Genomic DNA, 20,655 nt, shown 5'->3' on the forward strand with positions numbered 1-20,655 from the left:
CTAGCCCCGCAACCAGTTGCGCAGCTTGACCAGCAGCAGGGCGCCGTCACCCAGGCGGCGGCGCTCACCGATGAGCGCGGCCAGCATCGCCGGCCGATCGGTGATGATGCCGTCCACGCCGAGGTCGATCAGCTGGGACATCCGGGTGCGGTCGTTGATGGTCCAGGCATGCAGCTCGTAGCCGTAGTATCCCGCAAGGCGCACCTCCTCCTCGTCGATGCGGTTGTGACGAAGGGCCAGGGCATCGAAGCCCCGGCGCTCCAGGGTGCCCGACATCACCAGTTGGGCGAGCAGGGTGGTGCGCAGGCGCGGCGCGCGCAGCCCGACCTCGCGCAGCAGCCAGGGCGACATGGCGGCCACGCGCATCTCGCCCATGACGTCTGGGTCGCCACAGGCCAGGGCGGTCACCCGATCCTCGGCGCGATGCCGACAGGCGACGCGCAGCTCCCTCTCCCTCGCCAGGGTGTCGATTACCGCCTCGACCAGCTCGAGCTCGCGGCCGGGGTCGGGCTTGAGCTCGATCATCAGGGTGGCGCGTCCGCGCACCGCCGCCAGGACCTCGTCCAGCCCCGGGATCCGCTCGCCGATGAAGGGGTCCCCGAACCAGCTGCCGACATCCACCTCGTCGAGTTCCGATCGTGGCAGCTCCCCGACCCGGCGCTCGTCCCCGGCCAGCCGCCTCAGGCTCTCGTCATGGTAGAGCACCACCTCGCCATCGTCGGTGAGGCGCACGTCGATCTCGACGCCATCGGCGCGATCCCGTATCGCCTGCTCCACCGCGGCCAGGGTGTTCTCCGGAGCATGCAGCGAGCTGCCGCGGTGGGCGATGATGGCGATCTCGTCGCGGATCTCGAAGCGATTGACGATCAGCCACGCCTGGCCGATAGCGAACAGCACGACGGCGAACTCGACGGTCCAGGCCAGGCGACCGGGGTGGGTGCCGGGCGGCGGTGGCTTGGGCTTCGGCTCGCGATGGGCCAGGCGCAGATAGAGACAGGTGGCCTGCAGGGCGTTGGCGGCGATGCCGCCGAAGGTGATGGCCAGGGCCACCAGCAGGTAGGCGGTGAGATAGGCAAGCATGGCCGGGACCAGCACCGCATTGCGCTCGGGCAGCCACCACAGCAGCGGCGTGACGACCCGGTCGAACAGCGCCGTGGCCAGCAGCGGCAGCATGACGATGCCCAGCAGCAGCAGGACCACCGCCGCCGCGATATGGCGGCCCCGGCCTCGGGTCAGCTGCATGCTGCGTGCCAGGGCCGCCGGCGGCGAGAGTTCCTCCAGGGTCAGCACCGGCAGGGCCAGGTGCCAGCGGACATACAGGCTGCCGGCGAGCAGGAGCCACGCCAGCACCGGCACCAGGCTGCTGCCGAGAAAGGCCCAGAAGGCAGGTGGGCGCACGCTCTGCACGAAGTAGGGGTCCAGCTCGCCCAGGAAGAACCCGTGGAGCCAGGCGAGGCTCAGGGCCAGCGGGACCAGCAGCAGCAGCTGGGCCCCCACCTGCAGCACCACCAGGCCGCTGAGGGCCGGCAGCCGGCGCAGCGTAGCCCAGAGGGCCTCGAAGGCAAGGCGGACATGGTGGTCCCGGGGGCGCACCGCCACCAGGATCATGCCGGCTTGCTGGAGGTAGAGCACCAGGAAGGTCAGGCCCACCGCGGCCAGCAGCCAGAGCAGGCCGCCGGGGCTCATCAGCAGGGCGATCAGCTCGTTGTTGGTGATCACCGGGCGGCCGAACTGGGCGAGCAGGCCCGAGAGGGTCCAGCCCACGGCCGGCAGCAGCAGGCTCGAGGCCAGCAGCGTGAAGAAGAGGTGATAGGCGATCAGCGGGCGCAGGTGCTCGCGCAGGGTGCGCAGCACGTCGCCGCTCAATCGTGACAGGTGCAGCATGGACAGGCGCGCGACGGGGATCTCGTGTCAGGGTGACACCGCTGCCCCGTCACGGGCAAGTGCCTGTTACCGTGGGCCTCGTCGTGCGTCAGCGCTCCAGGTCAAGCTGCTCGTCGGCGACCAGGATGCCGTTGTTGTCGGCGTAGAGCCACTGGCCTGGCGTCAGGGTGACGCCGGCGAAGCTGACCGGGATGTCCCGCTGTCCCTCGCCGCGCTTCTCGCTCTTGCGTGGATGGGCCCCCAGGGCCTGGATGCCGAGCTCGGTCTCGGCCAGCACGTCGACGTCGCGCACGCAGCCATACATCACCACGCCGGCCCAGCCGTGGCCGGCGGCCTGTTCGGCCAGCATGTCGCCCAGCATGGCGCAGCGGGTGGAGCCGCCGGCGTCGACGACCAGCACGGCGCCGTCGCCGGGCTCGGCCACTGCCTGCTTGACCAGGGAGTTGTCCTCGAAGCACTTGACGGTGCGGATCGGGCCGGCGAAGGCCTCGTGTCCGCCGACGTTGACGAAGATCGGGTCGAGCACCTGGACCTCGGGATAGGCATCGCAGATGTCCGGCGTGACGATATGGCTCACGGTGGGGCTCCTCGTGACATGGGTGATCCCTCGATGATGCCACGGTGCGGGCAGAACGGAAGTCCCCTTTGGTGGGACGGACCGGTGGCAGGGGTGGGTTGGAGGGGCAGGCGCAAAAAAAGCGCCCCGGATGGGGCGCTTCGTTCATCGGCTCCGGCCGCCGCGGGCGACGGCCTTCGATGTTGCGAGCATCGGAGTCGAATCTGACTCTATCAGAAATCGGGGTATCAGGCTTCCTGCGCGATCGGAATCACGTTGGAGGCCGCGTTCTGATACTCCTCGATCTCGTGGAAGTTCATGTAGCGGTAGATCTCCCCGGCCATGGCGTCGAACTCGCCCATGTAGCGGCGATACTCGTCGACGGAGGGCAGGCGACCTTCCACGGCGGCCACGGCCGCCAGCTCCGCGGAGGCGAGGTAGACGTTGGCACCGTCGCCCAGGCGGTTGGGGAAGTTGCGGGTCGAGGTGGAGACCACGGTGGACTTGGCGGCGACGCGGGCCTGGTTGCCCATGCACAGCGAGCAGCCCGGCATCTCCATGCGTGCCCCGGCGCGACCGTAGATGCCGTAGTAGCCCTCCTCGGTCAGCTGGTGCTGGTCCATCTTGGTCGGCGGGGCCAGCCACAGGCGGGTCTTCAGGCTGCCGGCCGGCTGCTTCTCGAGCAGCTTGCCGGCGGCGCGGAAGTGGCCGATGTTGGTCATGCACGAGCCGATGAAGACCTCGTCGATCTTCTCGCCGGCCACATCAGACAGCAGGCGGGCATCGTCCGGGTCGTTCGGCGCACACAGGACCGGCTCCCTGAGCTCCTCGAGGTCGATCTCGATCACCTCGGCGTATTCGGCGTCCTGGTCGGCGCGCATCAGGCTCGGGTCGGCCAGCCACTCCTCCATGCCCTGGATGCGGCGCTCGATGGTGCGGCGGTCGCCGTAGCCGTTGGCGATCATCCACTTGAGCAGGGTGATGTTGGACTTGAGGTACTCGCTCACGCTGTCCTCGGACAGGGTGATGGTGCAGCCCGCTGCGGAGCGCTCGGCGGAGGCGTCGGAAAGCTCGAAGGCCTGCTCGACGGTGAGGTCCTCGAGGCCCTCGATCTCCAGCACGCGACCGGAGAAGGCGTTCTTCTTGCCGGACTTCTCGACGGTCAGCAGCCCCTGCTGGATGGCGTAGTAGGGGATGGCGTGGACCAGGTCACGCAGGGTGACGCCGGGCTGGCGCTTGCCCTTGAAGCGCACCAGCACCGACTCCGGCATGTCCAGCGGCATCACGCCGGTGGCCGCGGCGAAGGCCACCAGGCCCGAGCCTGCCGGGAAGGAGATGCCCAGCGGGAAGCGGGTGTGGGAGTCGCCGCCGGTGCCCACGGTGTCGGGCAGCAGCATGCGGTTCAGCCAGCTGTGGATGATGCCGTCGCCCGGGCGCAGCGAGACGCCGCCGCGGTTCATGATGAAGTCGGGCAGGGTGTGGTGGGTGTCCACGTCGACCGGCTTGGGGTAGGCGGCGGTGTGGCAGAAGGACTGCATCACCAGGTCGGCCTGGAAGCCCAGGCAGGCGAGGTCCTTGAGCTCGTCGCGGGTCATCGGGCCGGTGGTGTCCTGGGAGCCCACGGTGGTCATCTTCGGCTCGCAGTACATGCCCGGGCGCACGCCCTCCATGCCGCAGGCCTTGCCAACCATCTTCTGGGCCAGGGTGTAGCCCTTGCCGGTGTCGGCCGGCTGCTCGGGCAGGCGGAAGACGTCGGAGGGGGCCAGGCCCAGGGACTCGCGTGCCTTGGTGGTCAGGCCGCGCCCGATGATCAGCGGGATGCGGCCGCCGGCGCGCACCTCGTCGAGGATCAGCTGGGTCTTGAGTTCGAAGGTGGTCACGACCTCGTCGGTGCCGTGCTTGCACACCTTGCCTTCATACGGGTAGACGTCGATGACGTCGCCCATCTCGAGGCCGGAGACGTCCATCTCCACGGGCAGGGCGCCGGAATCTTCCATGGTGTTGAAGAAGATCGGGGCGATCTTGCCGCCGAAGCAGAAGCCGCCGGCGCGCTTGTTCGGCACGTTGGGGATATCGTCGCCGAAGAACCACAGCACGGAGTTGGTGGCGGACTTGCGCGAGGAGCCGGTGCCCACCACGTCGCCGACGTAGGCGACCGGGAAGCCCTTGGCCTTCACCTCCTCGATCTGCTTGAGCGGACCGGTGGTGCCGGGCACCTCGGGCTCGATGCCGTCGCGCTCGTTCTTGAGCATGGCGTTGGCGTGCAGCGGGATGTCGGGGCGCGACCAGGCGTCCGGGGCGGGGGAGAGGTCGTCGGTGTTGGTCTCGCCCGGCACCTTGAAGACGGTGAGGGTGATCTTCTCCTCGAGGGCCGGCTTGGAGAGGAACCACTCGGCCTCGGCCCAGGACTCGATGACGCCCTTGGCCACGGCGTTGCCGGCCTTGGCGCGCTCTTCCACGTCGTGGAAGGCGTCGAACATCAGCAGGGTGTGCTTGAGCTGCTCGCCCACTTCCTTGGCCAGGTCGGCATCGTCGAGCAGTTCCACCAGGGAGACGATGTTGTAGCCGCCCTGCATGGTGCCCAGCAGTTTCACCGCGTGGACCCTGTCGATCAGCGGGGACTCGGCCTCGCCCTTGGCGATGGCGGTGAGGAAACCGGCCTTGACGTAGGCCGCCTCGTCGACGCCGGGCGGAACGCGATTGGTGAGCAGGTCGAGGATGAACTCCTCCTCGCCGGCCGGCGGGTTCTTCAGCAGCTCGACCAGTGCGGCGACCTGCTCGGCGTTCAGCGGCTTCGGCGGCACGCCGTCGGCGGCGCGCTCCTCGACATGTTGGCGATAGGCTTCAAGCACGTTGGGGCCCTCATCGGTGGTGGTGGCCGAAGCCGGCAGACCTTGTCGAGCTTCGACGTAAGGCACGCTTCGGCGCGGGAAAACGTCTGGCAGACCCTTCCTGTTACCAAGGTGTCAGCGGTGCCGCGATCATAGAGGAAACTGTCGACAATGTTAAGCTGGGCCCGCCGTGGCGGCCTTGAACTTTGGTCGGCGGCAACTTCGGGCTGCCAGCCCGGTGTCTCCCGCGTTACCATGACGTTATGTCAACGCACGTTAACGTCAACGGGAGAAGACATGGGAGAGCGCATCACCTCGCCGTGCGTCGGTCTCTGCTCGACCACCCTGGGCGACCGGGTGTGCCGTGGCTGTCAGCGCGTCGACGGTGAGATCCGCGACTGGCCGGCCCTCTCCGGCGAGCAGCGACAGCAACGTATGGCCGAGCTGGACAGGCTGCGGGCCGAGGTCGCCGGGCGCTTCCTGGAGGTCGTCGACCCCGAGAGCCTGGAGGCCCAGCTGCGCCGTCACCGAATCCGCTTCCGGGACGAGCAGCCGCCGCTCTCGCGCGCCGTGGAGCTGCTGCGGGTGGGACGCGGCCGTATCCGCGACCTGTCGCGCTACGGGCTGGTCGGTCGCGACGGCGAGGACGCGGCCGCGCTTCATGAACGCATCACCATCGACCTGCTGGCCGCCGCCGAGCGGCGACAGGCGCTGCTTCCCGACCCCCTTGACCCGCCGACACAGGAACCATGATGCCCCCGATGCCGACCCTCGAGACGACCGATTGCCGGGACCTGCTGCCTGCCGAGCTGCTGGCGTTCCTGCCCTGTGCCACCCCGGAGGCGTGGGTCGACTGGGCCCTGGCCAACCCCGAGCTGCTGCTGATCGACCACGCCCAGTGCGAGAAGAAGGCGGCCTCCACGGCCATGAGCCTGCTCTACCGCTATGTGGACCAGCCGCTGCTGCTCACCAAGATGTCCCAGCTGGCCCGCGAGGAGCTGCTGCACTTCGAGCAGGTCGTCAAGCTGATGGAGGCGCGGGGCATCGTCTATCGCCATATCAGTGCCTCGCGCTACGCCGAGGGGCTGCGTCGCCACGTCCGGGGAGTGGAACCGGAGCGCCTGGTGGACATCCTGATCATCGGGGCGCTGATCGAGGCACGCAGCTGCGAGCGCTTTGCCCGCCTGATTCCGCATCTGGATGATGAACTTGCCAAGTTCTATCGCAGTCTGGTTAAGTCGGAAGGCCGTCATTTCGAGGATTACCTGATGCTGGCGCGCCGCCTGGCCACGGCGCCCATCGACGCGCGTATCGCCTTCTTCTCCGATCGCGAGGCCGAGCTGGTCACCATGCCGGACACGGCCTTTCGTTTTCACAGCGGCGTGCCGGCCTGAGGCCATCACTTCCGCCACGCAGGAATGATCACCATGCGGGATGCTGCCGACGACGTACACGACAATGACCGGGACCACCTGGCACTCTTCGGCCACTTTTCACTGAGTCTGGGCGACGATGTCCTGACCCAGTTCAGTTACGACAAGGTCAAGGCGCTGCTGGTCTACCTGCTGCTCCACGACCAGCCGGTCAGTCGCGCCACCCTGGCCGAACTGCTGTGGCCCGACCAGGGCCTGTCGTCGGGACGTACCAACCTGCGCCACGCCTTGCACTGCCTGCGTCAGTCCCTGGGCGAAGAGGCCGAGCGGGTGCTGTCGGTCTCGCGCCAGACCATCGCCTTCCGTCTGCCGGAGCGTTGGCACTTTGACATGCACCGGCTGCAGACGCTGCTCGAGGGCCCCGCCGAGGTGGCCACCCTCGAGGCGGTGCTGGCCTGCTACCGCGGCGACCTCGCCGAGGAGCTGCACCTCACCAGCTGTGCCGAGTACCAGCGCTGGCTGGTCCAGGTGCGCAACGAGTGGCGCCAGCGGGTGATCCGCTTCGCCGAGAGCGTCCTGGAGCGCCAGGAGCCGCTGCCGGATGGGGTGCTGGAGTCGCTGGTCAGCCGTTTTTCCGGCTACGGGCCCTTCCATGAACGCCTGGTGCGCCAGCTGGCCGAGCAGGGCCAGCTGGCCGCCGCCCACGAGCAGTACAACGCCTACCTGCAGCTGCTGGCGCTTTCCGGCCAGCAGCCGGAGCCTTCCTTCCTGCAGCTGGCCCGCTACTGGTCCGATGCCCAGGCCGAGGGCGCCCACCTCGGCCCCAGCGGGGCCTTCTCGCGCACCCTGGCCATGGACAGCGCTCCCCTGCGCGAGGACGAGATCGAGCAGCGCCAGCTCTCGGTGATGGCCATTCGCCTGCGACTCAAGGCCGACCTCTCGGCCCGCGCCGATGCCCGGGCCTGCCTGGCACTGCAGGTCGAGCTGATGCGCTGGCTCGAGCAGCAGTGCCACCACCTCGGCGGCTTCTGGCTGCCCGGGGCAACCGGCGGCCTGGGCCTGGCCTGCTTCGGCACCCATGGCCCGGCGCACCAGCTGGCCGAGCTGGTGGCGCTCTACGAGCACTGTCGCCGCGTGCTGCCCGAGGAGTCCCAGCGCCACTGGAGCGGCGAGGGCGAGCCGCCGCGCATCGAGCTGGCCGCCGGCCTGGACAGCGGCCGGGTGGTCTACCTCCCCGAGCGACACCTGGTCGACCCGCTCGGCCAGGTGACCCAGGGCTCCCTCGACCTGATGAGCGCCGCCGAGGGCAGCGAGCTGGTCATCTCCCAGGACGCCAGCCAGCACATGCCACCGGCCCTCGACCTCCAGCCACGGCTCTCCACGCGGCTGGTGGCCAGCGACGGTCGGGTGCGCCTGCGGGCCCTCGTCCTCGGCACCAACGAGGGCGGGCGCGAGGCGCCTCCGCCCAGTCTGGTGGGGCGCGAGGGCTCCCTGCGCACCCTGCGCGATGCCCTGGCCCGGGCCGGCATCGGCCTGCGCCAGAGCGTGCTGGTACGGGGCCCCTCGGGGCTCGGCAAGTCGGCGCTGCTGGTGGGCTTCCGCCAGCTCGAGCAGAGCCGCGAGGCGGCGATCTGCTGGCAGCCCACCACGCGGCTCTCCGTCCAGGAGCCCTATGGGGTGGCCCGGCAGCTGCTGCGCTGGCACCTGGGGGGGCGAATCGACGCCGAGGCGCTGTCGCGCCTGCTGGCCGCCGATGATGCCGAGGCGCCCGACGCCGAACACCGCCTGCTGCTGGAGGAGGCCCTCGGCGTGCGCGAGCCCCGCGAGATGGCGGTGCTCGCCCAGAGCGGGGAGGCCGTGGAGCTGGTCGTGGGACTCATCCATCGCCTGATCCGCGAGCTCTCCCGTGAGCGCACCCTGGTGCTGATGATCGATGACCTGCAGTGGCTCGACGAGCCCTCTTTCAAGGTGCTGGCAGGCCTCCAGGCGCGGCTGCCGATCAACAGCCCCTTCCTGCTGGTGGCCAGCCACCATGGCCGCGAGGCGCTGCCGGCGAAGCTGCACTGGGACCAGCAGATCTCCCTGGGGCGGCTGGATGCCATGCAGTCCTCCCGGCTGCTCTCCCAGCTGGCGCGCCGCTATCGCATCCACCTCAGCCCGCGGCTGCGCGGCCAGATCATCGAGCGTTGCGATGGCGTCCCGCTCTACCTCCAGGAGATCTGCCGCCGGGTCGACATGGACCGCCGCGAGGGGCGCAGCGTACAGCTCGACGAGCTGCCGCGCGGCCTGCTGGGGCTGCTGGCCAGCCGCATCGACCAGCTCGACGCCGACCGCGAGGTGGCCCATGTGGCGGCGGTGCTCGGACGCCGCTTCCGCCTCGACTTCCTGGCCGAGTGCAGTGGCTGGGAGATGAGCCGCCTGGCGCCGGCGCTGGAGCAGATGCGCCGTCTGGAGATCATCGAGCCGGCCGAGGGCGAGGAGGGCGAGCGCGAATACCAGTTCACCCACCAGCTGCTGCAGGAAGCCGCCTACCTCTCCTGCCCCCGGGACGTGCGGGTGAGCATCCACCGTCAGGTGGTCAGCCTGATCGAGGAGCACTTCCCGATGTGGATCAGCCGCCATCCCGGCGACTTCGCCACCCACCTGCGGCGCAGCGGCCACTATGCCCGCGGCGCCCGCTACTTCGAGCTGGCCGCGCGGGAGGCCCTCAAGGTCAGCGCCAACCGCACGGCGCTCAAGATGGCCGACTTCGGCCTGGCCAGCCTGCGTCACGTCGAGGGTCAGGCCGAGCGCGAGATCAGCCTGCTCACCGTGCGTGGCCAGGCCGCCTTCGCCCTGGAGGGGCACGGCTCGCCCACCGCCCACGAGAGCTTCGTGCGGGCCCGGGAACTTCTCGCCCAGGAGGAGGCTGGCCCGGACGACGCCGGCGACCTGGAGCAGGCCTTCCTGGTCCAGTGGGGCCTGTGGGTCGGCTGCAGCCAGCGTCATGCCCATGCCGATGCCTTCTCGCTGGCCTCGCGCCTGGCAGGCCTCGCCGACCGCCTCGAGGACCCGCGCTACCGGCGCCTGGCCGACTTCGCCCGGGCCAGCTGCGAGTACTGGGCCGGGCGCATCTCCCAGGCCTATGACCACCTGGAGGAGATCGACCCGCTCAACGCCCCGATGATGATCGAGTGGCTGCCGTTCTCCGACCACCCCCAGGTCGCGGCCGCCTGCTTCCAGGGCTGGACCCTCTGCCTGCGCGGCGACTACCAGCGTGCCGAGCGGCAGGTGGAATCGGCCATCCGGCTGGCCGAGCGGATCGGCCACCCCGGGAGCCTGGCCATGGCGCTGATGTACGCCGCGGCCCTCTATCGCCAGCTGGGGCATGTGCACCTGGCCACCATGCGGGCGGAGCGTGCCTTCGAGCTGACCGGCACCCCCGACCTGCACCTCTGGCAGGTGGCCTCGCGCAGCGTGCTGGGCTGGCAGCGGGCTCTGGCCGGCGACCGCGATGGTCTGGGCCAGATCGAGTCGGCCCAGGAGGAGCTGGCCGAGGTGACCGGGCGTGACCCCTACCAGCGCCCGGCCCTGTGGTACGTCGATGCCTGCCTGGCCCTGGGGGAGCTTTCCCGGGCCGAGGACTACCTCGACCAGTGCCTGATGATCGCCCGCGAGCGCACCACCCTGTTCGTCCCCGAACTGGCCGTGCACCTGGCGCGCGTCCGCCATCGCCTGGGGCACTCCCGCGAGGAGGTCAAGAGCCTTGCCGAGCAGGCCCTGCTGCAGGCCCGGGAGGACGGCAACCTCCACCAGCAGCTCGCCGCCCTGGAGCTCTGGTTGACCCTGATCGATCCCCGCGACGAGGCCTCCCGGTCGGAGTTCCGCGCCCTGCTGGGCGAGGTGAGCCACAGCGATGCACCGGTGCTGACGCGCTGGCGCACCCTGCTCGACCGCCGCCTGCCCCATGCCGCGGACCTCTCTTCCTGACGCCCCGATAGCCGATTCGCAGAGCACAACGGCGCCCATGGGGGCGCCGTTGCGGTTGGGAGGGCGGGGCTCAGGTGGCCAGTTCCAGTGCCTCGATGCGCCGGAGTGCCTCGTCGCGTCGCGTGCCGCACAGCTCGGGGTCGTAGTCGAACCGCGCGCACACCGCGGGGCGACGCGGGTCACCGAACAGCCGGCAGAGGTTGGCGTCATCGAGCTGCACGCAGCGTACGCCCGCCGGCTTGCCGTCGGGCATGCCGGGAATCGGCGAGCTGATCGAGGGCGCGATGCAGCAGGCGCCGCACCCTGGACGGCAGCCCTCGGCTGTGGGCGTGCCGGTCATGGCCGGGCCTCGGCGATGGCGCCCTTGTCGATGCCCTCGAAGGCCCGGACCCGCGTGGCCTGGCCGCTCTCCCGGGCGATGGCTCCGGCCAGCCAGGCGGCGATGTGTTCCACCGTGGTCGGCGTCGGCAGCACTGCGCAGCGACTGCGCGGCAGCCGGATGAAGAAGTGGCCCTGCTCGGCGTGGTAGCGGCAGCTCAACTGGTCGCGGAAGCCGGGCGCGTCGTCGTCGACGACATCCGCCTCGTCCACCAGGTAGCGGTCGGCCAGCCACTCGGCCCAGTGCTGCTCGAGGGCCGGGACGCGCTGCCCCTGTTGCCAGACCTCCAGGCGCGAACGGTGGCCATGGGCGATGCGCTGGCAGTTGCCGGCATGCTGCTTCAGGCCATGGCTGTAGCTGTAGGCGGGCCCCTCGATGGCCTCCTCGCGAAGCCTAAGGCGGATGTCGCTGACCCGCGGCGGCGGGCGGCGCATCAGCTCGGTGGCCAGGTGGCCGGCGAGTCGCTCCGGGGTGATCTCGCGCCAGGGCAGCAGGCTCAGCGCCTGGCGCGGGGCACGCACCTCCAGCGGGTAGGGTCGCTCGCTGCGCACGCAGAGCCCCTCCCGGCAGTCGTGCAGCGTTATCCCCGGGGCCCGGGTGGGGACCAGCAGGGTATGGTCGAGGTCGCCATCCAGGCGCGACTTGATCCAGGGCTTCACCTCGCCGAAGTCGAACAGCATGCCGTCCTCACCGAGCTCGCCGTCGAGTTCGACATCGACCTGCCAGCTGGCGCCGACCAGGCCCCGCTGCGGGCACCATAGCGAGACATCGAGGTGGGTAAGGCGGTTGACGAAGAGCGTCATCAGTCGATCCCCGCGATCTTGTGGGTCTGCAGCGACAGCCGCCACTGGGGGTGGGCCAGGCAGTAGGCCACGGTCTCGGCCATGGTGTCGGGCAGGGCGTCGCCCGAGGGAACGGTCGGCCCGGTAGCCATCGGCTGCAGGAAGAAGTGGTCGAAGTCGAGCCGGGTGAAGCGCGTCGGCGGAGCGTCGGCCTGGGGATGGACCAGCTTCAGCTCGTTGCCCGCGGTGATTGCCAGGGCGTTGTTACCCTTGGGGCTGACGCAGAGCCAGTCGATACCGGCAGGGGCGGGCAGGGTGCCGTTGGTCTCCACGGCAACCTCGAAGCCGCGGGCGTGCATCTCGCGGATCAGCGCCTCGTCGAGCTGCAGCAGCGGCTCACCGCCGGTAAAGACCACATAGGGGGTGGTGGCTCTCGCATTATGGCCGTCCTGGTCGGGCCACAGCACGGCCAGGTGGTTGGCTAGTGCCTCGGCGCTGCTGAAGCGCCCACCGTGCTGGCCGTCGGTGCCGACGAAGTCGGTGTCACAGAAGCGACAGGCCGCAGTGGTGCGATCTGCCTCGCGGCCGGACCAGAGGTTGCAGCCCGAGAAACGGCAGAAGACGCTGGCGCGCCCCGCCTGGCTGCCCTCGCCCTGCAGGGTGTAGAAGGCCTCCTTGACGTGGTACATCACTCGCTCCCCTTGGCCGGTTCGGCGGCGGGGTCGGGCCGCTGACAATAGCCGAGGGGGTCCGTCGCGTCGTTGGCGGCGAAGGCGGCCAGGCGCTCGCGACAGCTGCCGCAGCGTCCGCAGGCAAGCTCCTCACCCCGGTAGCAGGTCCAGGTGTCGGCGTAGTCGAGCCCCATGGCCAGCCCCTCGGCGAGGATCTCCGCCTTGCCGGCGCGCAGGTAGGGCGTGTGGATCTCGACGGCCTGGAAGTTGGCGATGGCGGCCACCGCATTCATCGCCTCGACGAACGCGGGGCGGCAGTCCGGGTAGAGCACGTGGTCGCCGCCGTGGGCGCCGTAGTCGACCCGTCCGGCGCCGATGTTGACCGCCTTGGCGATGGCCAGCGACAACAGGATCATGTTGCGGTTGGGCACCACGGTGGCCGTGAGGGTGTCCTCCGCGTAGTCGCCCTCGGGCAGCTCGCGGCGGGCGTCGGTGAGCGCCGAGGCGTCGATCAGCCCATGGATCGCGCGGATGTCCACCACCTGGTGGGGCACGCCGAGCTTGCGGCAGACGCGCGCGGCCACCTCGAGCTCGCGGGCGTGGCGCTGGCCGTAGTCGAAGGAGAGGGCGTGGACCTCACGCCGCTCGCGCAGGGCCCGGTGCAGCACGGTATAGGAGTCCATGCCGCCGGAGTAGATCACCACGGTGGCAGGTGTGGAAGCGTCGTTCATGGCGGGAACTCTGGTCGGAGAATTTGTCGGGCCGCTTGCGCGGCGATCCGGGGTCCGGTCCGGAAACGGCCACAGTCTACGTGACCTGCCGGCCCCGGGGAACTCCAGTCTCCGGCGCTCGGCGCTCGGCCCTTCTCCTGCTATAATCTTGCCCCCTTCACACCCTGCGCCGACGTGCGCCATCGTCCTGACAACGGTGACCTTCTATGCAAGCCCCCGAACTGCTCTCCCCCGCGGGAACGTTCAAGAACATGCGCTACGCCTTCGCCTATGGCGCGGATGCGGTCTATGCCGGCCAGCCGCGCTACTCGCTGAGGGTGCGCAACAACGACTTCAAGATCGACAACCTGCACAAGGGCATCGCCTACGCCCACGCGCGGGGCAAGCAGTTCTACGTGGCCTCGAACATCGCGCCGCACAACAGCAAGCTGAAGACCTACCTGCGTGACATGGAGCCGGTGATCGAGGCCGGCCCGGATGCGCTGATCATGTCCGACCCGGGCCTGATCATGATGATCCGCGAGCGCTGGCCGGACCAGGTGATCCACCTGTCGGTGCAGTCCAACGTGGTCAACTGGGCGGCGGCGCGTTTCTGGCAGCAGCAGGGCATCAGCCGCATCATCCTGTCGCGTGAGCTGTCGCTCGCCGAGATCGCCGAGATCCGCGCCGAGTGTCCCGACCTGGAGATCGAAACCTTCGTCCACGGCGCGCTGTGCATTGCCTATTCCGGCCGCTGCCTGCTCTCCGGCTACTTCAACCACCGTGACCCCAACCAGGGCACCTGCACCAACGCCTGCCGCTGGAAGTACAACACCGTGGCCGCCGCCCACGACGAGACCGGCGACCTGGTGCCGGCCAACTCGGCCCGCGCCCATGCCGGCAGTGGCATCTGGACGCCCCAGGACGGAGGGCAGCAGGGCGGCCTGATTGCCTCCGGGGGCGGCAGTGCCCAGCGGGTCGAGGCGACGGCAAGCACCGCTACCGCAGGTGGCGTGGAGGGCCAGGACGAACTCTCGGCGCTGATCGAGGATCGCACCCGCCCGGGCGAGCTGATGCCGGTGTTCGAGGACGAGCACGGCACCTACATCATGAACTCCAAGGACCTGCGCGCCGTGCAGCATGTCCCCAGGCTCACCGAGATGGGCGTCACCTCGCTGAAGATCGAGGGGCGCACCAAGTCCCACTACTACGTGGCGCGCACCGCCCAGGTCTACCGCCGCGCCATCGACGACGCCGTGGCCGGCCGCCCCTTCGACATGCGCCTGATGGACGAGCTCGACAACCTTGCCAACCGCGGCTATACGGAGGGCTTCTATCGCCGCCACGTCCACGACGAGTACCAGAACTACGAGCAGGGCAACTCGGTGGGGGTGCACCAGCAGTTCGTCGGCGAGGTGATCGGCTACGATCCGGACCGCGGCGTGCTCGAGGTCGACGTCAAGAACCGCTTCGAGGTGAAGGATTCCATGGAGCTGATGCTGCCCGGCGGCAACCGTCGCTTCGTGCTCGAGCATATCGAGAACCGCCGCGGCGAATCCGTGGGCGCCGCGCCCGGTTCCGGCCACGTGGTGCGCATCCCGGTCCCCGGGGAGGCGATCGCGCCGGAGCGGATCGAGTTCGCGCTGCTGATGCGCGACCTCTGAGCCGGGTGGTGGCTGGACATCCACGGCCACCGGCGACATGGTAGGCATCGATTGTTCGTCGAACAGGGAGCGGCATGGCCACCATCGAACACAGCGCGATTCTCAAGGCATCCCCCGAGCGGGTCTTCGCCCTGCTCGAGCGGGTCGAGGACTTTGCCGACTACTCCGACCTGATCCAGGCTATCGAGCCGCTGGGGGAGGACCGCTATCGCTGGCACGTCCATGCGGTGGGCATGGACTGGACCTTCGACGTGGCGATCACCGAGGCCCGAGCCCCGGAGGTGCTGGCCTGGGAATCGCTGGACGGGGTGCACAACCGCGGGTGCTATCGCCTCACGCCCGTGGCGGGGGGCACCGAGGTGGCCCTGACCCTGACCTACGCCATCCGCAATCGCCTGCTGGAGAAGGCCGTCAACCGGGCGGCTCGACCCCTGGTCGGCAAGGTCAGCCGCCAGATCCTGGAGCGGGTCGAGGCGCGGCTATGAATCCGGCGGCAGCGATCGACAAAATCAATTAGCGGCCTATCTTACCGCCGCCCGGTGCCAGGGCTATGATGGGGGGACTCAGGCCGTCGGCCTGCGCGAGGATCCTTCCATGATCACTGGCCTGCTCTGGTGTCTTGTCGTCCTGGCGGGGCAGCTCTGGCTGCTGCACCTGGTGGATCGACGCGTGGCGTCCATGCCACGCCTGCCCCCGGAAGAGCTCTCTCCCTCCGAGGATCCCCATGGCGGGGCCTCTCCGCCTGCCTGACGACCATGGCCGCCGGCTCAGCCCTTGCGCAGCGAGGTGTTGAGGTGGTCGACCACCTCGGCCCAGTCGGCATCTTCCTCCAGGGCCTCGCGCAGGAACTCCGCCTGGCCCTCGTTCCAGCAGGGCGCATCGGGCAGGGCGACATCCTCGGGAAGGGGGGCATGGCGGTCGATGAAGCGCTTGATGGCCGCGGGGTCCGAGGCGAGGCCGAGCTGCTCGAAGAGTTCGGTGAAGGGGTGGTCGGGGTGTTCCATGGCGCGACTCCTGCTGTCCTGTCGGGATACCCCCACCTTAGCGACTTCCGGGGTATCGTGCTTGACGCCCGTCAACGCTGCCGTCGACGCCTCATCGCTCGCCGGCGAGCGGGGTGAGAAAGCGCCGTCGCCGCTCCTCCTCCCGGAGCGGAAGGGCCAGCAGGTGGACCAGCTTGGTGAAGGTGGCCTCCGGGGTCATGTCATCCGCCGAGAGCACCCCCGCCTCGGCCAGCCCCTGACCGGCGGCGTAGGCACCGAACGCCACCGGGCCATGGGGACACTGGCTGAGGGCCGTCAGCAGCTTGCCCTCGCCGCTGGCGCGGGCGAGCGCCCCGGCCAGCGCCGGGTCGTCGGGCAGGTTGCCGCCTCCCCACACCTCCAGCACGGCGCCCCTGACCCGGTCGTCGCGTAGCCAGGCCTCCAGTTGCCAGGCCTGGATGCCGGGCCAGAGGGCCAGGCGCACGACACCCCCCGCCGCCAGCGGCGCATAGTCGGCCAGCTCGAAGCGCGGGGCGCCCCGCTGGTGATCCGCCAGGCCGCGCCCCGGATAGAGCACGACCTCGTCGTCGACTCGCTCGCCGAGCAGCGGCTGGTTGGGGCTGGTGAAGGCGTCGGTCTCCCGGGTCCGCCACTTGCGGGTGCGGCAGCCTCGCAGCAGGCGGCCGGCGAAGCAGATCGCCACCTCCTGAAGGCGCGGGGTGACCGCGAAGCGCAGGGCGTCCTCGACGTTGGCCGCGGCATCGCTTTCCTCGGCCTCCAGGGGGCGCATGGCCCCGGTGAGGATCACCGGGCGATCCAGTCCCGGTAGCTGGAAGGCCAGGCTCGAGGCCGTCCAGGCCAGGGTGTCGGTGCCGTGGAGGATGACGACACCGGCATGCTGCCGGTAGTGCTGCGCCACCAGGGCGGCGAGCCGTTGCCAGTCATCGGGCGTGGCACTGCTGGAGTCGATGGGGCGGTCGATCTCGAGCACCTCGAAGGCCGGCAGGCTCGCTTGACGACCCGGCGGCAGGCTGGCCAGGGCGCGCCGCAGGCGCTCCTCGATGTGGCCAGCCGGAGCCAGGCCGCGGGCGGTCTCGACCATGCCCAGGGTGCCGCCGGTGTAGATCACCAGCACGGGAGAGTCTGCGGAAACCGGGGTGGGCATGGGGGCTCCTGTCGGCGGCGGATGGGAAACGCGATGGCGCCATGATACCGGTGCCTCGCGAGGGGGCAAGGCGGCGCCACGGCCCTCAGGCGTCCGGGCGGACCCGCACGCCATTCGCCACCCGCTCGCCGGGATGGAGGATGACCCGCTCGCCCTGCTCGAGGCCAGCGACGACCTGGGTGGCCAGGCCGCTGCGCCGGCCGATCGCGACCCGACGGCTGATGGCATGCCCGTCCTCGACCACGAACACCGTCCACTGGCCGGCCTCGCGGAATAGCGCGCCGGTGGGCAGCTGCAGGATCTCCTCGGCCTGCCAGACCAGGAACTCGACGTCGACCCGGAAGCCGCTGCCCAGCCCCAGGGCGGCGGGATCGACCGCCGCGTCGAAGTCGACGATCACCGGCACGCGCTGCTCGTCGACGCCGAGCGCGGAGATGCGGGTGAAGCCGGCGGGCTCGATGCGCCGGACGCTCCCCGCCAGGGGCTCGCCGCCCCAGCCGGTGATGCGCACTGCCATTCCCGGGCGCAGGCGCACGGCGTCCATGGAGAGCAGGTCCACCTGGATCTCCAGGTCGTCGAGGCGGCCGAGCTCCAGGATCGGGGCCCCGGCGGCCACGCTCCCCTCGCAACAGCGATAGCGGCCCAGCACCACGCCATCGATCGGGGCGCGCACCTCGAGCTCCGGGTGCTCGATGTCGCCACGCTGGCCGCTGGCCACCGCCAGCACGGCCCGGGCACTTTCCAGCTCGAAGCTCGCCGCCTCGACGCTGGACGCGGCGGCCCGCTCCAGGGCGCGCTGGCGGTCACGCTGGCTCTGGCGCTGCTCCAGTTCGGTGGTGGAGACCAGGTTGCGCTGGTGGAGCTGGCGGTAGCGTTCGTACTCCGCCTCGGCGAAGCGGCGCTCGGCCCGGGCGGTCTCCAGGTTGGCGCGGGCCGCCCCGAGCCGCGCCTCGGCGGCCCGCAGCGCGTCCTCGGCCTGCTGGCGGGAGCGCGGGTCGAGGGCCGGGGCCGGGCTGGGTTCGAGGCGAAACAGCACCTGGCCCCGCTCGACCTCGTCGCCCACCTCGAGCAGCACCCGTTGGAGATAGCCGGCGATGGGCACCGAGACGTTCCAGGTGTCGCGCAGCCGCGTACGACCCTCCTCGGTGATCGAGTCGACGAAGGGCCCGACACTCACCGGTACCACGCTGACGGGCACCGGGGCCGGGCGTAGAGCCCAGGCCAGTGCCATGACCAGGGCCAGCCCCATGGCGGTCCACAGCAGGCGTCGGGTCCAGCGCTGGCGTGATGTCATGAAGGCTCTCCTGTGGTGCGGTGCGGGTCACTCCACGGCCTTGAGCACGCGGATTTTGTCGAGACGGCCCAGGCGGCGGACCACCAGCAGGCCCACCAGCAGCGAGGCGCCCAGCACCCCGCCAGCGGCGATGCCGAAGGCCTGGGGCGTGAAGACCAGCGGTATCCGGTAGAGGTCGCTGCTGAAGGCCTGGTTGAGCAGCCGGGCAAAGGCGATGCCGATGGCCCAGCCCAGCGGGATGGCGACCAGCGTCAGCAGGGCGATCTCGCCGAGCAGGATGCGCGACACCTCGGCCCGGGTGTAGCCCAGCACCTGCAGGGTGGCCAGCTCCCGGGCGCGTTCGGCAAGGGCGATACGCGCATCGTTGTAGACCACCCCGAAGGCGATCGAGCCGGCGACGGTGACGAAGATCAGGGCGACCATCAGCAGCGTCTCGTCGAGATAGTCGCGGATGCCGCGTTCGGCCTCGGCGAGCAGCCCGATGGCGGCGACGCCCGGCATGGCCCACAGGGCGGCATTGAGCTCGTCCATGCGTCCGGGGTCGACCAGCAGCCAGGCCCCGCTGATGGCAGGCCCCTCGCCCATCAGGGCGTTGAGGCGCTCCCGGCGCAGGTAGGCGCCCGTGCCCAGGGGCTCGTCCACCAGGGCCACCAGCGGCAGGCCGACCCGGCGACGCCGGCCTTCCATGATCGCCACCTCCAGGGTGTCGCCGAGGCGGGCGTCGAGTTCCCCGGCGAGGTGGCGGGTCAGGGTCAGGCCCGCTTCGGGCAGCCGCCTGGCATGGCCGTCGGCGTCGAGCAACTGGCGCAGCTGCGGCATGGGTTCCAGGCCCAGCAGGCTGGTGCGGACCTCGCGGTGACCATGGACCAGGGTGGCGGGCACCCGGCGCCAGGGTTCCACCGCCATCACGCCGGGCTGGTGGCGAAGCTCGCCGACGGCCCGTGCCGGGGTGGCATCGACGAAGGTGAGCTCGACGTCCATGCGCAGCACGTTGCGATACTGCTGGTCGAGCATCGCCTCCACGGCATCGAGCTGGTAGGCGCCCACCATCAGCAGCCCGCAGGAGAGGGCGATGCCGGCCACCGAGAGGCCGGCCCTGGCCGGGTGGCGTGCGAGGTTGCGCAGGATGATGCGTCCCTCGTGGCCGAGCAGGGCGGCCGGCAGCGCCCGTTCGAGCCAGCTTTTGCGGAACCGCGCGGGCGCCGGCGGGCGCATGGCCTCGGCTGGCGGGCGGCTGACCGCCCGCCACACCGCCTGCCAGGTGCCGGCCAGTGCGGCCAGGAGCACCACGCCGAGTGACAGGGCCAGGGCCCAGGCCGGCACCCGGAAGACCATCTCGGGAAAGCGGAAGTACTCGCGGTAGAGGCTGGCCATCCCGCTGGCGGCCCAGGCGCCGAGGGTGACGCCCAGCACCCAGCCGGCCAGCACGATGGCGCCGGCCAGCAGGGCGTAGTGGCGGGCCAGCTCCACGTCGCGATAGCCGAACGCCTTCAGCACGGCGAGCTGCTCGCGCTGGGTCTGGATGATGCGCCCCATCACCACGTTGAGCAGGAAGGCCGAGACCGAGAGGAAGATGGCCGGCAGCACGGTGGCCATCATGCGCTGCTGGGCCAGCTCCTCCTCGAGGAAGCGGTGGGACTGCTGGTCGTGGCGGGTCTGGGCGCCGGTACCGCCGTAGCGGGCCAGGGCCAGGTCCAGGGCGTCGATCACGTCCTCCCGGCGGGCTTCGGTCTGGAGGGTCAGGCTCAGGCTGTTGAAGGCCCCCTCCATGTCGTAGGCGTTGGCCAGGGCGCGCTCGTTCATCCACAGCACGGCATAGCGGCGGTAGTCCGGCATCAGGTCGCTAGGGGCGGCCTGGTAGAGGTGCTCCGGGCTCAGGGCGATGCCGGAGAGCCGAAGCCGCGTCTGGCGACCGTCGATGATCGCCTCGAGGGTATCGCCCGGCGCCAGGTCGTGCGCCTCGGCGAAGGCGTCGCTGACCACCACCTGGTCGTCGCGGCCAGCCTCCGGCAGGGCGCCGGCGAGGAGCTTCAGGCGGTTGAGCGTCGGCTGGCGACCGTCGGGAATCGACACCAGCAGGCCACGGACGGGGTCGGCGAAGCCGGGCACGGCCAGTCGCACCGCAGCCCTGACCCGGGGCTCGATCCGGTTGACCCCCTCGATCTCCTGTAGCCGGGGCATCAGCCCCGCGGGGGCGCGCTTGACGTCGGCGAACACCTCGGCGAAGTGGTGACTGGCATAGAAGCGGTCACGGGAGCCCGTCAGCGCCTCCAGGGTGGTGACGGCAAGGATCAGCGTCATCACCCCGCCGGCGATCACCACGGCGATGGCCAGGGCCTGGCCCTTGAGGCGCCAGAGGTCGCGATGGAGCTTGCGGTCCAGGGTCAGCATGGC

The 20,655-nt window shown here is 70.3% G+C and carries 17 protein-coding genes; 6 read left to right on the plus strand and 11 right to left on the minus strand.

Annotated features, from left to right (window positions below; all coding sequences use genetic code 11):
• The 3 genes from P8934_RS08630 to acnB form a co-directional block, all read right to left on the minus strand.
• Window positions 1-1,884 (minus strand): glycerophosphodiester phosphodiesterase family protein, encoded by a 1,884-nt coding sequence (locus P8934_RS08630; RefSeq protein WP_278033819.1) that lies wholly within the window; start codon window positions 1,882-1,884, stop codon window positions 1-3.
• A gap of 88 nt (window positions 1,885-1,972) precedes the next feature.
• Entirely contained in the window at window positions 1,973-2,461 is a 489-nt protein-coding gene (gene rraA / locus P8934_RS08635) for a ribonuclease E activity regulator RraA (protein ID WP_133634907.1), read from the minus strand.
• Between the two features lie 227 nt (window positions 2,462-2,688).
• The gene (gene acnB, locus P8934_RS08640) at window positions 2,689-5,292 is read right to left on the minus strand and encodes a bifunctional aconitate hydratase 2/2-methylisocitrate dehydratase (RefSeq protein ID WP_278033820.1); all 2,604 of its coding nucleotides are present in this window, start codon (window positions 5,290-5,292) and stop codon (window positions 2,689-2,691) included.
• Window positions 5,293-5,568: 276 nt separating this feature from the next.
• Here acnB and P8934_RS08645 point away from each other — a divergent pair, with 276 nt between their 5' ends.
• From P8934_RS08645 to P8934_RS08655, 3 genes are read left to right on the plus strand one after another with little or no spacing between them, the layout of a single operon-like run.
• A complete protein-coding gene (locus P8934_RS08645; RefSeq protein WP_278033821.1) occupies window positions 5,569-6,024 on the plus strand; it encodes a DUF1289 domain-containing protein in 456 nt (151 codons plus the stop codon).
• The gene (locus P8934_RS08650) at window positions 6,021-6,665 is read left to right on the plus strand and encodes a tRNA-(ms[2]io[6]A)-hydroxylase (RefSeq protein ID WP_278033822.1); all 645 of its coding nucleotides are present in this window, start codon (window positions 6,021-6,023) and stop codon (window positions 6,663-6,665) included. Before P8934_RS08645 ends, P8934_RS08650 begins: the two co-directional genes overlap by 4 nt.
• A gap of 33 nt (window positions 6,666-6,698) precedes the next feature.
• Window positions 6,699-10,613 carry an AAA family ATPase gene (locus P8934_RS08655; protein WP_278033823.1) on the plus strand — a complete coding sequence of 1,305 codons (3,915 nt, stop codon included), beginning with the start codon at window positions 6,699-6,701 and terminating at the stop codon, window positions 10,611-10,613.
• A 70-nt stretch (window positions 10,614-10,683) separates the two neighbouring features.
• Here P8934_RS08655 and P8934_RS08660 read toward each other — a convergent pair whose 3' ends face one another.
• Genes P8934_RS08660 through queC form a run of 4 tightly spaced genes read right to left on the minus strand, consistent with a single transcriptional unit; the run spans window position 10,684 to window position 13,176 of the window.
• Window positions 10,684-10,953, minus strand: coding sequence for a YkgJ family cysteine cluster protein (locus P8934_RS08660; protein WP_278033824.1), 270 nt, complete (start codon window positions 10,951-10,953; stop codon window positions 10,684-10,686).
• Window positions 10,950-11,795, minus strand: a complete 846-nt coding sequence (locus P8934_RS08665) for a 6-carboxytetrahydropterin synthase (protein WP_278033825.1) — start codon at window positions 11,793-11,795, stop codon at window positions 10,950-10,952. The genes P8934_RS08660 and P8934_RS08665 overlap by 4 nt, the downstream gene beginning before the upstream one ends.
• Entirely contained in the window at window positions 11,795-12,463 is a 669-nt protein-coding gene (gene queE, locus P8934_RS08670; protein ID WP_278033826.1) for a 7-carboxy-7-deazaguanine synthase, read from the minus strand. Before queE ends, P8934_RS08665 begins: the two co-directional genes overlap by 1 nt.
• Complete coding sequence (queC, locus tag P8934_RS08675) at window positions 12,463-13,176, minus strand: 7-cyano-7-deazaguanine synthase QueC (RefSeq protein ID WP_278033827.1); 714 nt, start codon at window positions 13,174-13,176, stop codon at window positions 12,463-12,465. The genes queE and queC overlap by 1 nt, the downstream gene beginning before the upstream one ends.
• 206 nt (window positions 13,177-13,382) lie before the next feature.
• Between queC and yegQ the strand changes: the two genes are divergently transcribed.
• From yegQ to P8934_RS08690, 3 genes are all read left to right on the plus strand, one after another.
• Window positions 13,383-14,819, plus strand: a complete 1,437-nt coding sequence (gene yegQ, locus P8934_RS08680) for a tRNA 5-hydroxyuridine modification protein YegQ (RefSeq protein WP_278033828.1) — start codon at window positions 13,383-13,385, stop codon at window positions 14,817-14,819.
• A 74-nt stretch (window positions 14,820-14,893) separates the two neighbouring features.
• Complete coding sequence (locus P8934_RS08685; RefSeq protein ID WP_250058939.1) at window positions 14,894-15,304, plus strand: SRPBCC family protein; 411 nt, start codon at window positions 14,894-14,896, stop codon at window positions 15,302-15,304.
• A gap of 109 nt (window positions 15,305-15,413) precedes the next feature.
• Window positions 15,414-15,569: a hypothetical protein gene (locus tag P8934_RS08690; RefSeq protein WP_278033829.1), complete on the plus strand. Its 156-nt coding sequence runs from the start codon at window positions 15,414-15,416 to the stop codon at window positions 15,567-15,569.
• Window positions 15,570-15,586: 17 nt separating this feature from the next.
• On the opposite strand, the gene P8934_RS08695 is transcribed toward P8934_RS08690, so the two are convergent.
• The 4 genes from P8934_RS08695 to P8934_RS08710 form a co-directional block, all read right to left on the minus strand.
• Window positions 15,587-15,823, minus strand: a complete 237-nt coding sequence (locus P8934_RS08695) for a DUF2789 domain-containing protein (RefSeq protein WP_133634896.1) — start codon at window positions 15,821-15,823, stop codon at window positions 15,587-15,589.
• 91 nt (window positions 15,824-15,914) lie between these two features.
• Entirely contained in the window at window positions 15,915-16,967 is a 1,053-nt protein-coding gene (locus tag P8934_RS08700) for an asparaginase (protein WP_278033830.1), read from the minus strand.
• Window positions 16,968-17,052: 85 nt separating this feature from the next.
• Window positions 17,053-18,261 carry an efflux RND transporter periplasmic adaptor subunit gene (locus P8934_RS08705; RefSeq protein ID WP_278033831.1) on the minus strand — a complete coding sequence of 403 codons (1,209 nt, stop codon included), beginning with the start codon at window positions 18,259-18,261 and terminating at the stop codon, window positions 17,053-17,055.
• 27 nt (window positions 18,262-18,288) lie between these two features.
• Entirely contained in the window at window positions 18,289-20,652 is a 2,364-nt protein-coding gene (locus P8934_RS08710; RefSeq protein WP_278033832.1) for an ABC transporter permease, read from the minus strand.
• Between the last annotated feature and the right edge of the window lie 3 nt (window positions 20,653-20,655).

Origin of the sequence: Halomonas sp. CKK8 (assembly GCF_029625235.1) — a bacterium.
Classification (GTDB): domain Bacteria; phylum Pseudomonadota; class Gammaproteobacteria; order Pseudomonadales; family Halomonadaceae; genus Halomonas; species Halomonas ventosae.

Coding starts and splice junctions, on each gene's coding strand:
- queE (WP_278033826.1), bottom strand. CDS start 12,463: ATGTACCACGTCAAGGAGGCCTTCTACACCCTGCAGGGCGAGGGCAGC.
- P8934_RS08695 (WP_133634896.1), bottom strand. CDS start 15,823: ATGGAACACCCCGACCACCCCTTCACCGAACTCTTCGAGCAGCTCGGC.
- P8934_RS08660 (WP_278033824.1), bottom strand. CDS start 10,953: ATGACCGGCACGCCCACAGCCGAGGGCTGCCGTCCAGGGTGCGGCGCC.
- P8934_RS08700 (WP_278033830.1), bottom strand. CDS start 16,967: ATGCCCACCCCGGTTTCCGCAGACTCTCCCGTGCTGGTGATCTACACC.
- P8934_RS08655 (WP_278033823.1), top strand. CDS start 6,699: ATGCGGGATGCTGCCGACGACGTACACGACAATGACCGGGACCACCTG.
- P8934_RS08630 (WP_278033819.1), bottom strand. CDS start 1,884: ATGCTGCACCTGTCACGATTGAGCGGCGACGTGCTGCGCACCCTGCGC.
- queC (WP_278033827.1), bottom strand. CDS start 13,176: ATGAACGACGCTTCCACACCTGCCACCGTGGTGATCTACTCCGGCGGC.
- yegQ (WP_278033828.1), top strand. CDS start 13,383: ATGCAAGCCCCCGAACTGCTCTCCCCCGCGGGAACGTTCAAGAACATG.
- P8934_RS08685 (WP_250058939.1), top strand. CDS start 14,894: ATGGCCACCATCGAACACAGCGCGATTCTCAAGGCATCCCCCGAGCGG.
- P8934_RS08705 (WP_278033831.1), bottom strand. CDS start 18,261: ATGACATCACGCCAGCGCTGGACCCGACGCCTGCTGTGGACCGCCATG.
- P8934_RS08650 (WP_278033822.1), top strand. CDS start 6,021: ATGATGCCCCCGATGCCGACCCTCGAGACGACCGATTGCCGGGACCTG.
- P8934_RS08690 (WP_278033829.1), top strand. CDS start 15,414: ATGATCACTGGCCTGCTCTGGTGTCTTGTCGTCCTGGCGGGGCAGCTC.
- P8934_RS08710 (WP_278033832.1), bottom strand. CDS start 20,652: ATGCTGACCCTGGACCGCAAGCTCCATCGCGACCTCTGGCGCCTCAAG.
- P8934_RS08645 (WP_278033821.1), top strand. CDS start 5,569: ATGGGAGAGCGCATCACCTCGCCGTGCGTCGGTCTCTGCTCGACCACC.
- P8934_RS08665 (WP_278033825.1), bottom strand. CDS start 11,795: ATGACGCTCTTCGTCAACCGCCTTACCCACCTCGATGTCTCGCTATGG.